Origin of the sequence: Peribacillus cavernae (assembly GCF_003989135.1) — a bacterium.
GTDB classification, from domain to species: Bacteria; Bacillota; Bacilli; order Bacillales; family DSM-1321; genus Peribacillus; species Peribacillus cavernae.
This window is the reverse complement of the sequence record NZ_RYZZ01000030.1, coordinates 54,526-69,513: the sequence shown is the minus strand read 5'-3', so window position 1 is coordinate 69,513 and position 14,988 is coordinate 54,526. Positions and strand designations below refer to the sequence as shown.

Annotated in this window: 13 protein-coding genes; all 13 read left to right on the top strand. The window is 39.2% G+C overall.

The window, feature by feature from the left end:
• Window positions 1-244: 244 nt before the first annotated feature.
• The 13 genes from ELQ35_RS17110 (at window position 245) to ELQ35_RS17050 (ending at window position 14,959) form a co-directional block, all read left to right on the top strand.
• Window positions 245-1,105 carry an HpcH/HpaI aldolase/citrate lyase family protein gene (locus tag ELQ35_RS17110; protein ID WP_126866337.1) on the top strand — a complete coding sequence of 287 codons (861 nt, stop codon included), beginning with the start codon at window positions 245-247 and terminating at the stop codon, window positions 1,103-1,105.
• 178 nt (window positions 1,106-1,283) lie between these two features.
• Window positions 1,284-1,739: a tripartite tricarboxylate transporter TctB family protein gene (locus ELQ35_RS17105; RefSeq protein ID WP_126866335.1), complete on the top strand. Its 456-nt coding sequence runs from the start codon at window positions 1,284-1,286 to the stop codon at window positions 1,737-1,739.
• Window positions 1,740-1,757: 18 nt separating this feature from the next.
• Window positions 1,758-3,278 (top strand): tripartite tricarboxylate transporter permease, encoded by a 1,521-nt coding sequence (locus tag ELQ35_RS17100; protein WP_126866333.1) that lies wholly within the window; start codon window positions 1,758-1,760, stop codon window positions 3,276-3,278.
• Window positions 3,279-3,320: 42 nt separating this feature from the next.
• Window positions 3,321-4,337, top strand: a complete 1,017-nt coding sequence (locus tag ELQ35_RS17095) for a tripartite tricarboxylate transporter substrate binding protein (RefSeq protein WP_185861806.1) — start codon at window positions 3,321-3,323, stop codon at window positions 4,335-4,337.
• A gap of 133 nt (window positions 4,338-4,470) precedes the next feature.
• A complete protein-coding gene (locus ELQ35_RS17090) occupies window positions 4,471-5,925 on the top strand; it encodes an SLC13 family permease (protein ID WP_126866330.1) in 1,455 nt (484 codons plus the stop codon).
• 243 nt (window positions 5,926-6,168) lie between these two features.
• Window positions 6,169-7,554, top strand: a complete 1,386-nt coding sequence (locus ELQ35_RS17085) for an MmgE/PrpD family protein (RefSeq protein ID WP_246026112.1) — start codon at window positions 6,169-6,171, stop codon at window positions 7,552-7,554.
• 222 nt (window positions 7,555-7,776) lie between these two features.
• A complete protein-coding gene (sdhA, locus tag ELQ35_RS17080) occupies window positions 7,777-9,582 on the top strand; it encodes a succinate dehydrogenase flavoprotein subunit (protein WP_281278135.1) in 1,806 nt (601 codons plus the stop codon).
• Window positions 9,579-10,337: a succinate dehydrogenase iron-sulfur subunit gene (sdhB, locus tag ELQ35_RS17075; RefSeq protein WP_126866328.1), complete on the top strand. Its 759-nt coding sequence runs from the start codon at window positions 9,579-9,581 to the stop codon at window positions 10,335-10,337. The genes sdhA and sdhB overlap by 4 nt, the downstream gene beginning before the upstream one ends.
• 22 nt (window positions 10,338-10,359) lie before the next feature.
• Window positions 10,360-11,205: a fumarate hydratase gene (locus ELQ35_RS17070; RefSeq protein WP_126866326.1), complete on the top strand. Its 846-nt coding sequence runs from the start codon at window positions 10,360-10,362 to the stop codon at window positions 11,203-11,205.
• 5 nt (window positions 11,206-11,210) lie between these two features.
• Entirely contained in the window at window positions 11,211-11,774 is a 564-nt protein-coding gene (locus ELQ35_RS17065) for a Fe-S-containing hydro-lyase (protein ID WP_425466837.1), read from the top strand.
• A 57-nt stretch (window positions 11,775-11,831) separates the two neighbouring features.
• The gene (locus ELQ35_RS17060; protein ID WP_126866322.1) at window positions 11,832-13,016 is read left to right on the top strand and encodes a CaiB/BaiF CoA transferase family protein; all 1,185 of its coding nucleotides are present in this window, start codon (window positions 11,832-11,834) and stop codon (window positions 13,014-13,016) included.
• A gap of 153 nt (window positions 13,017-13,169) precedes the next feature.
• A complete protein-coding gene (locus tag ELQ35_RS17055; protein WP_126866320.1) occupies window positions 13,170-13,838 on the top strand; it encodes a GntR family transcriptional regulator in 669 nt (222 codons plus the stop codon).
• Window positions 13,839-14,164: 326 nt separating this feature from the next.
• On the top strand, window positions 14,165-14,959 hold the full coding sequence (locus ELQ35_RS17050; protein WP_126866319.1) for an enoyl-CoA hydratase/isomerase family protein: 795 nt from the start codon (window positions 14,165-14,167) through the stop codon (window positions 14,957-14,959).
• The last annotated feature ends 29 nt before the right edge of the window (window positions 14,960-14,988 follow it).

Here is a 14,988-nt window from a genome sequence, read left to right as displayed (position 1 = left end):
AAGTTATTTAAAAATTACGAATAAAAAATAAATATTTTTGTTTATTTTTGAATGAGCTTTTAGTATATTAGTAATTAGAATTAAGATATTGGATCCAATCTACAAAAAAGAGTTTGTTCATATGAACATTGTGAGCCAGCTTGATCTGTGTGAAGAAGAGTAGTAGATTCTTAACTAATTTCTTTTTGTAAGCTATTCTTTTGTGGATTTATTGGATCCAGTATCCGAAGAAGGAGGTTTTGACTTGTATACTAAACGATCCTATTTATTTGTTCCTGGCACTTCATTAAAGATGATTGAGAAAGCTCTTGGCAGCGAGGCAGATAGTGTGATTATTGATTTAGAAGATGCAGTGGCGATAAATGAAAAGAAGGCAGCAAGGGAAACGGCGGTAGTTGCTCTTCAAAGCAATTGTCCTAAAAAGGATGTTTATATAAGAATCAATGATATTACCACCCCGCTTTGGAGGGAAGATTTAATAGCTGCTATAGATGCCGGAGCAATAGGAATCATCGTACCGAAAGCCGAAAGTGCTGGTAACATGAAGTTCATTTGCCAAACGGCACTTGAACATTTCGAGAAGAAAAATAAAAATGGTAATCTATTCGAGGTTCTGCCTCTAATTGAAACAGCGAGAGGGATTCATTGCGCTTATGATATTGCTTCTTCACATTTTCTGATTCCCCGTCTGGTTTTTGGTTCTATTGATTTTTCTCTTGATGTAGACTGTCAGTTAACAGAACAAGGAGATGAACTTCTGTACGCCAGGTCACAAATAGTCATTGCTTCAAAGGCAGCAGGTGTTGGAAGTCCGGTGGATGCAGTTTATCCAGGCCTTGGGAATGAACAAGGATTGAAAAGTGAAGCATTAAGATCAAGGCAGCTAGGATTTAGGTCGAAATTAGCTATTCATCCAAAACAATTGGATCCAATTCACGATGTTCATACTCCAAGCCAAAAAGAGGTTGAAGAGGCGATGAATATTGTAAAGGTTTTTGAACTAGCAGAGCATCAAGGATGTGCTTCTATTTCAATTGGAGAAAAATTTGTGGACTATCCTGTTTATAAAAAAGCAAAGACAATTTTACAATATGCCAGCCTATAAAAAAGACAAATTGTTTTCAAAATTTATAGGGGGTGATAGGGCAAGTTTAAAAAACACCTAATTTAAATATATCTTTGTAAGCGTATTCATTCTGTTGGAAGAGATAATGTAAGAGAATTGTAAAAACGAAAATATAAATAGAATTAAAGTCTGGTTTAGTAAAGGGGGGGAGCGTACGTTGGCGAAAAATATGTTAGCTGACCGTATTGCCGGAATTATTTGTATGATTGTTGGGGGAATTGCGATATCGGAAGCTATGCGTTTGTATCCAATGAGGACGGGTCCTTTGATAGGGGACCATACGATGCCGGGAATTGTGGGCGGTTTGATGGTTCTGTTAGGTTTATTAATTTTCATTGTTAAAGGAGAAGTCTTTAAGGCAGAGTACCCTAATCGTAAAACAATGAGAGGTATGCTTCTCACACTAGGTTTATTATTTGTCTATTGGTTTTTACTTGGCATTCTGGGTTATACCATTATTACCTTATTAGTATCCATAGGTTTATTTATAGTTATTGGGAACTACAGCATAATCAAATCGATTATGTATGGAATTTTAGTAACAACCGTTCTTTATTTACTTTTTATATTTTGGCTAGGTATGCCGTTCCCAACCGGAATCTTTAATATTTAATAAAGCGGAGGTGATAACATGGAAGCAGTTGGTATGCTATTAAACGGTTTTACAGATGCATTGACACCAATTAACCTGATGATGGCAGTAATAGGTGTTTTGGTAGGAACATTAGTAGGAATGTTGCCGGGACTTGGACCTACTTCAGCGATTGCAATCTTATTGCCGCTTACCAGCGTCCTTGGACCGGTAGAAGGAATCATCATGTTAGCCGGCATTTATTACGGTGCCATGTACGGCGGCTCTACAACCGCGATTTTACTCAATATTCCCGGAGAGGTTTCATCTGTACCGACCTGTCTGGACGGATATCCGCTCGCCAAACAGGGAAGGGGAGGGCCGGCGCTAGGTATCGCAGCAATATCTTCTTTCGTTGCGGGAGTTTTAGGAGTAATTGGCTTAGTATTTTTTGCTCCGATCCTCGCTAATCAAGCGTTGAAATTTGGGCCTCCTGAATATTTCGCCCTTATGATATTAGCCCTCACTGTCATTGTTAACCTGGCAGGTAATTCAATTATTAAGGGCTTAATTATGGGGCTCTTCGGCTATATGATATCAATGGTGGGAATAGGTCCTTCAGGAGGACAACCTCGATTCGATTTTGGTATCGATGCACTTTCTGCCGGTTTTGATATGATCAGCATTATCATTGGTCTGTTTGCGATTACAGAAGTATTAAAGGGAATGGAAGAGAAACAAACTGCCATATCTGTAGGTAAGATTGGAAGCGTTTATCCAAGCAGATCAGATTTACGAAAGAGTTCCAAAGCGATGTTCCGTGGTGGAATCATTGGTTTTATCTTGGGTATATTACCGGGATGTTCCACCGCGGTTACAACGTTTTTATCCTATGACATAGAAAAGAAAATGTCCAAGACACCTGAAAAGTTTGGGAAAGGTGCTATTGAAGGGGTTGCGGCACCTGAAGCAGCAAACAACGCAACGAGTTCCGCCGGCTTTATTCCATTGTTTGCTCTCGGGATTCCGAGTTCACCTCCATTAGCGATTCTCCTTGCCGGTCTGATGATTTACGGCCTTCAACCTGGGCCTGTGCTGTTTGAACAGAACGGAAGTTTTGTTTGGACGGTTATCGCTAGTATGTTTATCGGTAATGTCATGTTGTTGGTTTTAAACTTGCCATTAGTTGGTTTATGGGCGAAGTTGACTCAAATTCCTTATGGTGTAATTGCTCCTATTATTCTGATCCTTAGTTTTATCGGAGCATATACGGTTCGAAACAACTCATTTGATGTATTTGTCGCATTGGTGTTTGGTGTACTCGGATACTTTTTGCACAAGTATCGCTGGCCTGTCGTTCCGCTTATTTTGTGCTTTATCCTCGGCCCGTTGTTAGAACAGTCCTTTGTCCAATCATTATCAATGTCAAAAGGGGAATTTTCCATTTTCGTTGAACGCCCCATTTCATTAACCATTCTCGTGATTTCGCTGGTGCTGTTTGTTATTTCAATCATTTTAATAAGACGCACAAAAACACGAGTGAAAGAAGTGGTGGGTACAGATCTGGACATTTCTGAATAAAAAATCAACTTTTTCATTTATAAAATGATGGGGGGAATTAAAATGAAGAAAAAAGCATTATTTGGTTTACTTTCTGGTGTTTTATCAGTAAGTATCGTGTTATCAGGTTGCTCCTCAACGAATTCTGCTTCAGGGAAACAAAACAAGGATCCGGGATACCCGACAAAACAAATTGAAGTGATCGTACCGTTTGCAGCAGGTGGTGGGACAGATCTTACTGCCAGAGCTATGAGTGAATATTTAAGTGAAGAGTGGGGTAAGTCTGTTGTCGTCGTAAACAAACCGGGTGCTGGAGGTGCTACAGGAACTCAAGAGGTTCTTAAACAAGGTTCTAAAGACGGATATTCCGTTTTGGTTCAAAGTGTTTCCGCAGTATCGGCACTTTACGCTGGTAATACAAATTTACCGTTTAGTGTGGAAGATCAACAGTTTCTTGCCAAAATGACAGGCGAACCACTTGCATATGTCGTTAGTGCAGATGCTCCATTCAAAAATATAAATGAGTTAAACGAGTGGGTGAAGAAAAATCCGGATAAGTTTACATTTGCAAGTAACGGTCCTACAGCTATCGGTACTTTCGGCACGATCCAGTGGATGGATAGTATCGGCGCTGATTTCTCAAAAGCTAGACTTGTCGCGACCAATGGTTCAGGTGACGCACTTCCAAAGGTTGCCGGAGGACATATAACACTAGCTGTTCAAGGGGTAAGTGAGGTATCCAATCTAACGAAAGCAGGCAAGTTGAAGATCTTAGGAATAGCAGCACCTGAGAGAAGCCCATTCTTCCCTGATGTTCCTACAATGGAAGAACAAGGTGTTAAAGATATTGATGTATCATTATGGTACGGCGCATCTGCACCGGCAGGAACTCCGGATTATGTCGTGAAGAAGTGGGAAACTACAATTAATAAAATGGTCAAAGACCCTAAATTCCTCGAAAAATTGGATAGCATCAATGTTCGCCCTGATTATATGAATGCTGATGATTTCACTAAATCTGTTGAAGAAGAAACAAAAGATTACACGGAAATTGCCAAGGAAAAAGGTTTAGTTAAGTAGTAGATACTTTAGAATGTGCAGGAAGGATATGGGTGACATATCCTTTCTTTTTCTGTTAAGGATATTGACAGAAAAAAGTGAAAAAGTGAATTTCGATGGTTTGAATTTTTGGAAGGGAAGGAGGAAAGAAGTTATGAATTCACCAAAAGTTAAAATCTCAGCGAAACCTTCACAGTCTTATACCATTGAAATTCATAAAATGCTTATTTTAATTTTAGGTCTGATTATCATGAGTGCTGTATACGTTATCCTACCGCAGGAGTATACTGAGTCTGCAAGAATCATGTTAGCCTTTCTAGCACTTAGTGTTTTTTATTGGACGTTTGAACCTGTACCAATTGGATTGACAGCGCTAATCTTGCTCGTTTTTATGCTTGTGTTTGGTGTAGTTTCCACGGAAGTAGTTTACAGTGGGTTCTCCTCCCCGGCTATTTTTCTGATTATCGGTGGAATGATGCTGGCAAGAGGTGTCAATGATACTCCTCTTGCCGAAAGAATTGCCTATATATTTTTGGCAAAGTGGGGTGGTACAGCCAAAGGCCTTTTAGCCAGTATTTTAGTTATACCGCAAATTCAATCGTTTTTTATCCCTGCTGCTGCTGTTAGAACCGCTTTGCTGCTTCCTGTTGCTTTAATGTCGCTTGATACGATTGGTGAACGGGGAAAAGGAAACCTTACAAAAATGATCTTGCTTGGGGTTGCGTTCGGGTCAACTATTAGTGGTACGGCTATCATGACAGCAGCCATAGGTAATATTTTGACCGTTGAATTATTAAATGAATTTCTCGGAATAAAAATTACATATCTTCAATGGTTTTATTACACGTTTCCTATATGGATTGCTCTTATACCTATCGCGTGGTATTTATTGATAAAAAGTTTTCCATTAACAGAAGAAGAAAAAAACTTTCCCCATGTAAAAGAAGAGATAGAAAATAAACTTTCTGACCTTGGAAAAATAAACAGCCAGGAAAAAAGATGTCTTGGTATATTACTCTTAATTGTTGCTCTTTGGTTTACAGAACCCTGGCACGGTTTACATCCCAGTGTACCTGCGCTTATCGGAGTTATATTAATGGCACTTCCAGGCATTGGGTGTACAAAGTGGGATCACATAATCAAAATTGATTTTAATACGGTACTTTTAATGGGGGTTACGTTATCGCTTGGTTACGCCTTTAATAAATCCGGAGCTGCAGCTCTAGTCGGAAAAAGTTTAAGTACAGAGTGGATGATTGATCTCCTGCGTTCTCCTGTTTTAGCGGTGATCACTATCTTGGTTCTTACTCAAATTCTACATCTTGCTGTTGCAAACGTCTCTACGGCAGTAGTAACTTTAATTCCTATTTTTATCGGATTGGCGTCTCAAGCTGGAGCAGATGCTGTTCTTATTTGTTTGACAGCGTCACTTGCATGTTTGCACGGTTATATCCTGGTTGTTGAAGCAACTCCAAATATTATTGTCCACAGTTCAGGGAAAATTCAACAAAAGGAGTTTTTTATACCAGGATTAAAGTTAACAATCTGGATGAGCATCATAACACTCATAACCGCCGTTACATGGTGGAACTGGCTGGGATTATTATAAATAAAAACTATAAGGCTGCTAAGAAGTTTTTGAAGGAAATAGTTTCATTAAACATTATTCGAAAATTAAAACTTATTAAAATATATAGACAATTATTTTTGGATATTGTATCCTATTATTGAATCCTTTTTTAGAAGAATGATACATTAAGTCTTTTTTTGAAGTATTACTGGATCCAATATCCAAGTATGTTTTGTTTCTTAATCATATACAACCTAATAAATGTGAAGAGATGAGGGAGCAATGATGACACATAGCCAGACACTTGCGCGTTTTATTTATGACACAAGGTATGAAAATATCCCGGAAGAGGTTATTGAATTTACGAAGCTTTGTATACTTGATTGGCTTGGTTCGGCACTTGCGGGAAAAGATAAAGCACCTATTCAAATGATTAACCAGTTCGTGGAGGAAATTGGGGGAAACCCTCAATCAACTACGATTACAGGCATGAAAACTTCCGCTGTAAATGCTGCGCTTCTAAATGGGGCTGCAAGCCATATTGTGGAACTTGATGATGTTCATAAAGGCTCTATTTTACATGCTGGAACTGTTGTGATACCTGCCGCGTTAAGTATAGCAGAAGCAAGAAATTGCAGCGGCAAGGAATTAATCGAAGCAGTGGTTGTAGGATATGAAATCTGTTTCAGGATTGGTGAGGCAGTTTCACCTTCTCATTATTACTATTGGCATAATACGGCTACTTGTGGAACCTTTGGTGCAGCTGCAGCTGCGGCTAAGTTACTTGGTTTGAATGAGGAACAAATTGCATCTGCTCTGGGAAGTGCAGGTACGCAAGCAGCAGGTTTATGGGAGTTTATTGAGGACGGGGCGATGTCTAAACAGCTTCACCCTGCAAAGGCTGCATCAAATGGAGTGATTTCCGCCCTTTTAGCAGAAAAAGGATTTACGTCAGCAAGTAAAATTCTGGAGGGAAAACGGGGATTCTTCAAAGCAATGTCCGATGTGTTTGATGAATCAAGGATCACTCATGGGTTGGGTGCAAGCTATAAGATTATGGAAAATTCCTTTAAAGTTCATGCTTCTTGCCGCCATACCCATCCCGCCTTAGATATGATTATCGACATAGTGAAAGAAAACCCAATTCCATTAAGCCAAATCGCTAAAATAAATGTTAATACCTATCAAGTCGTACTAGATATTACAGATAATCCAGATCCCCAGACTGTTTATGCAGCTAAATTCAGTCTTCAATTTTGCGTAGCACTAGGATTAATTAATCAATCCGCCAGCTTAAAAGATTTTAACGAAGATACATTATGGAATGAAACGATTCGCGAAGTGATGTCGCGTATAGACTTATCAGTAGATCCAGTAGTTAATGAATCATATCCCGAAAAGTGGGGGGCTGTAGTTGAGATAGAATTAACGAACGGAAAAATCCTTAGCAAAAAAACGGAATATCCCAAAGGGGACCCTGAAAATGCTGTATCATCTCAAGATCTGATTACTAAATTTGAACAACTTACAAGTGGATACGATGGAAAAGAAACAAAGATGTATATGGAGCGGATTATGAACTTGGAGAAATTCAGTGTTGTTAGTAACTTTTTTGAGAAAGAAATGGAGGGTGAACTATGGGGGCAAGAGAAATTGCACCAGCAGTAATGACTCCAAAAACTAATACGAAATATAAATTCTTGTTTCCCGTTTACATTACTTAGCAGGGATCGTTCCACTTGGATTATTTATGATAGAACATTTTTATACAAACGCTATGACGATTTAGTTTCATCTAATGATGGAACAAAGCCATTTATTGAAAGCGCTGGCATACAAACGGTTATATACCGTTACAGATTATTAATTAACATACCGGGGGTGGAGAAGGTGAATACAGCGGATTATATTGTCATCGGCGGGGGACTTGCCGGATTGATGACTACCATAAAAATTTCTGAAACAGGCGGCAGGGTCAAATTATTTTCCTTGGTACCTGTACGCAGGTCGCACTCCGTCTGTGCTCAAGGCGGTATAAACGGAGCCGTGAATACGAAAGGTGAAGGAGATTCAACTTGGGAGCATTTCGATGATTCGATTTACGGTGGAGATTTTTTGGCCAATCAGCCTCCAGTAAAGGATATGTGTGATGCTGCACCCGATATTATTTATCTTCTTGCAAGAATGGGTGTCCAATTTAATCGAACGGAAGAAGGAAATATTGATTTTCGCCGCTTAGGAGGGGCTAAATACTCCAGAACGGCATTTGCTGGGGCAACGACAGGACAGCAAATTCTGTATGCTTTGGATGAACAAGTTAGAAAGTATGAAGTTGAGGGATTAGTAGAAAAGTTTGAGCACTGGGAATTGTTATCTTTAGTGCTTGATGATGAAAAAAAATGTCGTGGAATTACTGCCCAAAATTTAAAAACGATGGAAATTAAAGAGTTTCGTTCAGATGCTGTGATAATGGCTACTGGCGGAATCGGAAACATTTATAGAAAAAGCACCAATTCAACAATCAATACCGGAAGTGCCCACAGTATAGCATACCAGCAAGGCGCTCATTATGCCAACGGAGAATTCATCCAAATCCATCCTACAGCAATACCAGGCGATGACAAACTGAGGTTGATGTCTGAATCTGCCCGAGGGGAGGGTGGAAGAGTATGGGTCTATAAAGATGGAAAGCCGTGGTATTTCCTTGAAGAAAAGTATCCCGCTTATGGAAATTTAGTTCCTCGTGATATTGCCACTCGAGAAATCTTTCACGTTTGTGTTGATCTAAAGCTGGGGATTAACGGCGAGAATATGGTATACCTTGATCTTTCCCACTTGCCGAAAGAAAAGCTGGAGCGAAAACTTGGAGGGATCTTGGATATTTACGAAAAATTCGCAGGAGATGATCCAAGGAAAGTTCCGATGAAAATATTCCCGGCCATGCATTATTCAATGGGGGGATTGTGGGTTGATTATAATCAAATGACGAATATTCAAGGACTGTTTGCCTGCGGGGAATGTGAATATCAATACCATGGTGCCAACCGGCTGGGTGCAAACTCACTAGTCTCCGCCATATACGGAGGAATGGTTAGTGGTCCAAACGCAGTCAAATATGTGAAGGGTCTTGAAAAATCATGTGATGACCTGCCAGATTCGCTTTACGAGAATGAGAGAAAGCTTCAAGAAGAGCAAATGGAAAAGATTTATAGAATGAAGGGGACGGAAAATCCATATCAACTCCATGTGGAAATGAGTGACTGGATGGTTGATAATGTGACTGTTGTAAGGCATAATGACCGGCTTCAAAAAACCGATGAGAAACTGCAAGAGTTATTGGAACGTTGGAATCAAATTGGAATTGATGATGTATCAGCCTGGCATAATCGGACGGTCACTTTTGTCAGACAGCTCCGGAATATGATGGAGTTAGCAAGAGTAATTACACTTGGTGCCTTAAATCGCAATGAGAGCAGGGGAGCACATTATAAACCGGAATTTCCGGATCGTGATGATGAAAATTGGCTGAAAACGACAATCGCTGAATATACACCAAATGGTCCGCAGATTAGTTATGAACCTGTTGATTTAGCATATATTAAACCACGTCAAAGAAGGTATGATGTGATGACAAACAATAACGATGAGGAGGACAGCAAGAATGCAGTAGCTGCAGGAAAGGTGGGAGCAAAATGATCCCAGTTAAAGAGAAAGTGCTTCATTTTAAAATCAAAAGACAGGATGAATCAGACGCTCCCTCATATTGGGAAGAATTTAATATTCCTTATCGCCCCAATATGAATGTTATTTCTGCGCTGATGGAAATTCAACGAAACCCGGTCAATACCAAAGGTGAAAGGGTTCGTGCGGTTATTTGGGACTATAATTGCCTGGAAGAGGTCTGCGGTGCGTGCAGTATGAGAATCAATGGAAAAGTCAGGCAATCCTGTTCAGCCCTGGTAGATAACCTGGTACAGCCGATTGTTTTGGAGCCAATGAGTACCTTTCCTGTGGAAAAGGATTTAGTTGTCAATCGGGAGCGAATGTTTGATGCATTAAAGAAAATTAAAGGTTGGATTCCGATAGATGGAACGTATGCCCTCGATGAAGGGCCGAAAATAATGCCAAATGAACAACAAGAGGCATACGAATATTCCACTTGTATGACTTGCGGATGCTGCCTTGATGCCTGTCCTAATGTGAATAGTAACTCTTTATTCTTAGGTCCGCAGGCAATGGGGCAAACCAAATACTTCAATATGCACCCTACCGGTGCTTCGAAAAAAGCAGATCGGATGGAAGTTGTTATTGGTGAAGAAGGTATAGCAAACTGTGGAAACTCGCAAAATTGCGTTCAAGTGTGCCCGAAAGAAATCCCTTTAACAACTGCTCTTGCAGAATTAAATAATGCAGCGAATAGATATGTGTTTAGAAGCTGGTTTAGAAAATAATAATGAAAGGGAGGTTAATAGATTGAGAACCATCCATTATAAAGATATTGTTGATAAGGTTGCAGTCATATGCCAGGAAGCAAATTATGACCTTGGAGAAGATGTCGTAAATGCGTTTAAAACGGCTATGAAAAATGAGGCATCAGAAATAGGAAAAGATGTTCTTGGCCAATTGATAGAGAACGCAAATATTGCAACGACAGAACGAGTTCCGATGTGCCAGGATACCGGAGTTTCCGTTTTTATTGTGGAATTAGGACAAGAGTGCCATATTGATGGAGGCAATCTATATGAAGCAATCAATGAAGGAGTCAAAAAAGGGTACGAGGAAGGCTATTTAAGACATTCAATCGTTGATCATCCAATTACACGGAAAAAAAGCCTTGGATACAATACACCTTCAGTGATTCACGTTGAAATTGCAAGGGGAGATCAGTTAACCATTCACATGTCCGCTAAAGGTGGAGGAAGCGAAAACATGAGCACCCTTAAAATGTTAAAGCCCTCGGACGGTCTTCAAGGAATAAAGAATTTTATCCTGGAAACGGTACGAACTGCAGGTCCCAACGCCTGTCCCCCACTTGTAGTAGGAGTGGGAATCGGCGGGAATTTTGAGAAATGTGCCTATTTGGCTAAAAAGTCTTTGTTCAGGCCTATCGGTGAACGAAGCCATCTTGAAGAAATAGCAGTACTCGAAGCGGAGTTAATGGAAGATATCAATAAACTGGGGATCGGTCCTCAAGGGATGGGAGGAAGTACAACGGCACTCGATGTGAAGATTGAAATTGCTCCTTGCCATATCGCCGCGTTACCGGTAGCCATTAACTTAAACTGCCATGCAAGCCGCCATAAAGAAATCACTCTTTAAATGAGGTGTTTATTTTGACTGTTAAAAGAATAACAGTTCCCTTTGATACAGAAATAGTTCAATCATTAAAAGCAGGAGATCGAGTGTTAATAAGCGGAAAGGTTTACGCTGCAAGGGATGCTGCGCATAAGCGAATGGCAGAATCCCTGGAAAAGGGTGAAGAGCTTCCTATTAATATAGATGGGGAAGTAATCTATTATGTCGGTCCAACTCCTGCCAAGCCAGGGCAAATCATTGGCTCAGCAGGGCCGACAACAAGCGGCAGGATGGATAAGTATACACCAGAACTGCTGGAATTAGGGTTAAAAGGGATGATTGGTAAAGGATATCGAAGCCAGGATGTGATTGATTCGATAAGAAGTAATCAGGCAATATATTTTGGTGCTATAGGAGGTTCTGGAGCCTTAATAGCGCGGACGATAAAAAAAGTAGAAGTAATCGCTTATGAAGACTTAGGAACAGAAGCGATTCGGAAAATGGTTATAGAAGATTTTCCGGCTATCGTTATTAATGATTCATACGGTAATGATTGGTATAAACAAGGCAGTGAAACATATCGCTCTATCTAGAAAATATACGAATCATGATACTAGCGATATTTATATAAAGACATGAGGAGGATTTCTATGTTGCCGTTAGAGGGAATAACTGTAGTTAGCTTAGAGCAGGCGGTAGCCGCTCCCTTTGCTACCAGACAATTAGCAGATTTAGGAGCGCGTGTGATTAAAATTGAAAGGCCAAATACTGGAGATTTTGCTCGAAACTATGATACGACTGTTCACGGTATGTCCAGCCATTTTGTTTGGTTAAATCGTTCAAAGGAATCTGTGTGTCTAGATTTGAAACAAGAAGAATCAACCATCATATTGGATAAGATTCTGTCAGAAGCTGATGTTTTTGTTCAAAATTTAGCACCTGGTGCAGTAGATAGACTTGGTTTTAGTCCATCTGTTCTCAAGGAAAGATACCCTCAACTAATTATTTGTGGAATATCCGGATATGGTTCATATGGATCTTACCGGGACAAAAAAGCTTATGATTTGCTCATCCAATGTGAGGCAGGTTTAGTTTCGATTACAGGCACAGAAGACAATCCTTCAAAATCAGGAATATCGATCGCGGATATAGCTGCAGGGATGTATGCGTATACCGGGATTTTGACCGCGCTTCTTGCCAGGCATAAAACAAAAAAGGGTACGGTCATTGAAGTTTCTATGCTTGAAGCTCTTGCTGAATGGATGGGTTATCCGCTTTATTATTCGGATTATGGAGGCACGGATCCAAAACGCACTGGATCCAGCCATGCTACTATTTATCCGTACGGCCCTTTTAAAACAGGAGATAACAAACTTGTTTTTATGGGAATACAAAATGAAAGAGAGTGGGCTTATTTTTGTGAAGAGGTATTAGAAAACCCTGAATTAGCAATTGATAGTCAATTCAACAGCAATTCTATGCGTGTTTCCAACAGGGATTTACTGAAGCCGATTATTGATAACGCTTTCCAAAAGTTAAATTCAGTTCAGGTTATTGATCTACTTGGGAAAGCAAGAATTGCCAATGCACGTCTAAATACAATAAATGATCTGGCTAACCACCCTCAGCTGAGAGAACGGAATCGTTGGAGAGAGGTTCATTCACCGGTTGGTACTTTAAAAGCATTATTGCCGCCCGTTACGTTTGAAGATATTGATGTCATTATGAATCCTATACCGCAAGTAGGAGAACATACAGAATCGGTTTTAAAGGAATTTGGATTTGGTATAGAAACACTCCAACAAAGTAAAAAGACAGATGCTTTCCAAAATTAAGGGAAACCTATAAAACCTATCGATACTTTGTATATGGTAGGTTTTTTAACCATATACTTTGGGAAAATGATAAAAATATTTTATCGTTACTTATTATCAAGGGTAATGATATCCTAAATATAGGACAATATAATTAAGAATGGATTGATAGAATTGAAGAAAAACTTGAATTTAAAATTGGAAGATCGTGATACTCTACATTTAAAAGTAACGAATGTAATTCGGCAGGAAATATTAAATGGTAATATTGAACCTGGGGAAAGGTTAGTTCAAGAGGACCTTGCTCATTCCTTAGGTGTAAGTAGAATGCCTATAAGAGAAGCTTTACGATTATTGGAAGCAGAAGGGTTAATTCAACTAGAACCTCACAAAGGCGCTATCGTGAAATCCATGGAAGTGGAAGATGTAGAAGAAATATATGAATTAAGGTCAAGACTTGAAGGGTTAGCTGTAAGTAAAAGTGCAGATAAACTAAGTGGAGAAGCGATTGTCGAATTAGAAAAGTTGACTATACAAATGAAAAACAGTGAAGAGGTAGAAGACTTTGTAAAAGCAAATATTGAATTTCATTCTATATTAATGAAACATTGTACCTGGAAGAGATTGACTGCCATGATTGAAAAATTATGGAATGGTTTTCCACAGCACACGCCTACTATGTTATCAGGGCAAATAGATAAGTCAAATAAGGAACATGAAGAAATTCTAGAAGCAGTCAAAAGAAAAGACGCAGAACATGCAGGAGTACTTATATCAAACCATATTAAACGCACAGGTGTTTTACTGGTTAAAAATATGCAGGATAACAGAAATAAAAGGTAAAACAAAATCCAAAGTCACATTGGCTTTTATTCTCTTGCCTAAACCTTATCAATAGATAAGGTTTTTGTGCGTGTAACAAGCTCTTAATTGGAAGTAGCGGATCCATGAGAAATTAAGTCAACCATAGCGATTATAATTGAAAAACCAAGGAATTTAAACTTAAAGTGAAAATAAGTTTTTAAAATATTTAGAAAATGTGGACAAAGTAAATTGGATCCAGTATCCTATTAGTATATAGAACAAAAATAGGGAGGGATATGCTGGTAATACTCCAAGATCATATTCATTACTATGAAAAAAATCGATATTATAAGGAGTTGCAAGAAATGAAAAAATGGGACACCATCATTTTAGAAAAAAATGATCGTCTTAAAGGAGCATATATCATTACATTAGATCGCCCTGGTTCTATGAATGCCCTAAATACACAAATGGGCTATGATCTAATTGAATGTTTAAAAATGTTGAAAAAGCAAAATGATTGCAGAGTTTTAACCCTAACAGGTTCTGGAGAAAAAGCTTTTTGTGTTGGGGCTGACCTTAAAGAAAGAAATGGAATGACAAAAGAAGATTGGAAAAATCAACATGATATTTTTGAAGAAGTAACATTGTTAATTCGTGAATTCCCATTTCCAGTGCTGGCTTTAATCAATGGTTACGCACTTGGCGGCGGCCTTGAAATAGCATTAAGCTGCGACATGAGAATTGCTGCCTCTCATGTTAAGTTAGGTTTTCCGGAAGTTAAGATTGGAATAATGCCAGGAATAGGTGGCACACAGCTTTTAACACGATTGGTGCCGATTGGCTTGGCAAAGGAATTGTTGTTTAGCGGTAAACAAATATCTGCCCAGGAAGCTGAGAAGATGGGGTTAATTAACAAAGTAATCAGTTTCAACAATGCTCTTGAGGAAGCGCTCTCATTTGTTGAAAGTATGGAGAAAAATGCTCCCATTTCGCTGCAACAGATCAAAACAGCTATAAATGCGGGCTCTCAAGTGGATTTAACCACGGCTTTAAAGATTGAACTTCAAGCTTATTATAAGTGCGCAGATTCTGAAGACAGATTAGAAGGAATCCAAGCATTTAATGAAAAAAGAGAGCCAGCTTGGCAAGGAAAATAATGCCGGAAAACTTATATAAATGACTAGGA

What these genes read in the sequence shown, in the direction of transcription:
- ELQ35_RS17100 (WP_126866333.1), top strand. Translation starts at nt 1,758, where the DNA reads ATGGAAGCAGTTGGTATGCTATTAAACGGTTTTACAGATGCATTGACA.
- ELQ35_RS17050 (WP_126866319.1), top strand. Translation starts at nt 14,165, where the DNA reads ATGAAAAAATGGGACACCATCATTTTAGAAAAAAATGATCGTCTTAAA.
- ELQ35_RS17090 (WP_126866330.1), top strand. Translation starts at nt 4,471, where the DNA reads ATGAATTCACCAAAAGTTAAAATCTCAGCGAAACCTTCACAGTCTTAT.
- sdhB (WP_126866328.1), top strand. Translation starts at nt 9,579, where the DNA reads ATGATCCCAGTTAAAGAGAAAGTGCTTCATTTTAAAATCAAAAGACAG.
- ELQ35_RS17060 (WP_126866322.1), top strand. Translation starts at nt 11,832, where the DNA reads ATGTTGCCGTTAGAGGGAATAACTGTAGTTAGCTTAGAGCAGGCGGTA.
- ELQ35_RS17095 (WP_185861806.1), top strand. Translation starts at nt 3,321, where the DNA reads ATGAAGAAAAAAGCATTATTTGGTTTACTTTCTGGTGTTTTATCAGTA.
- ELQ35_RS17085 (WP_246026112.1), top strand. Translation starts at nt 6,169, where the DNA reads ATGATGACACATAGCCAGACACTTGCGCGTTTTATTTATGACACAAGG.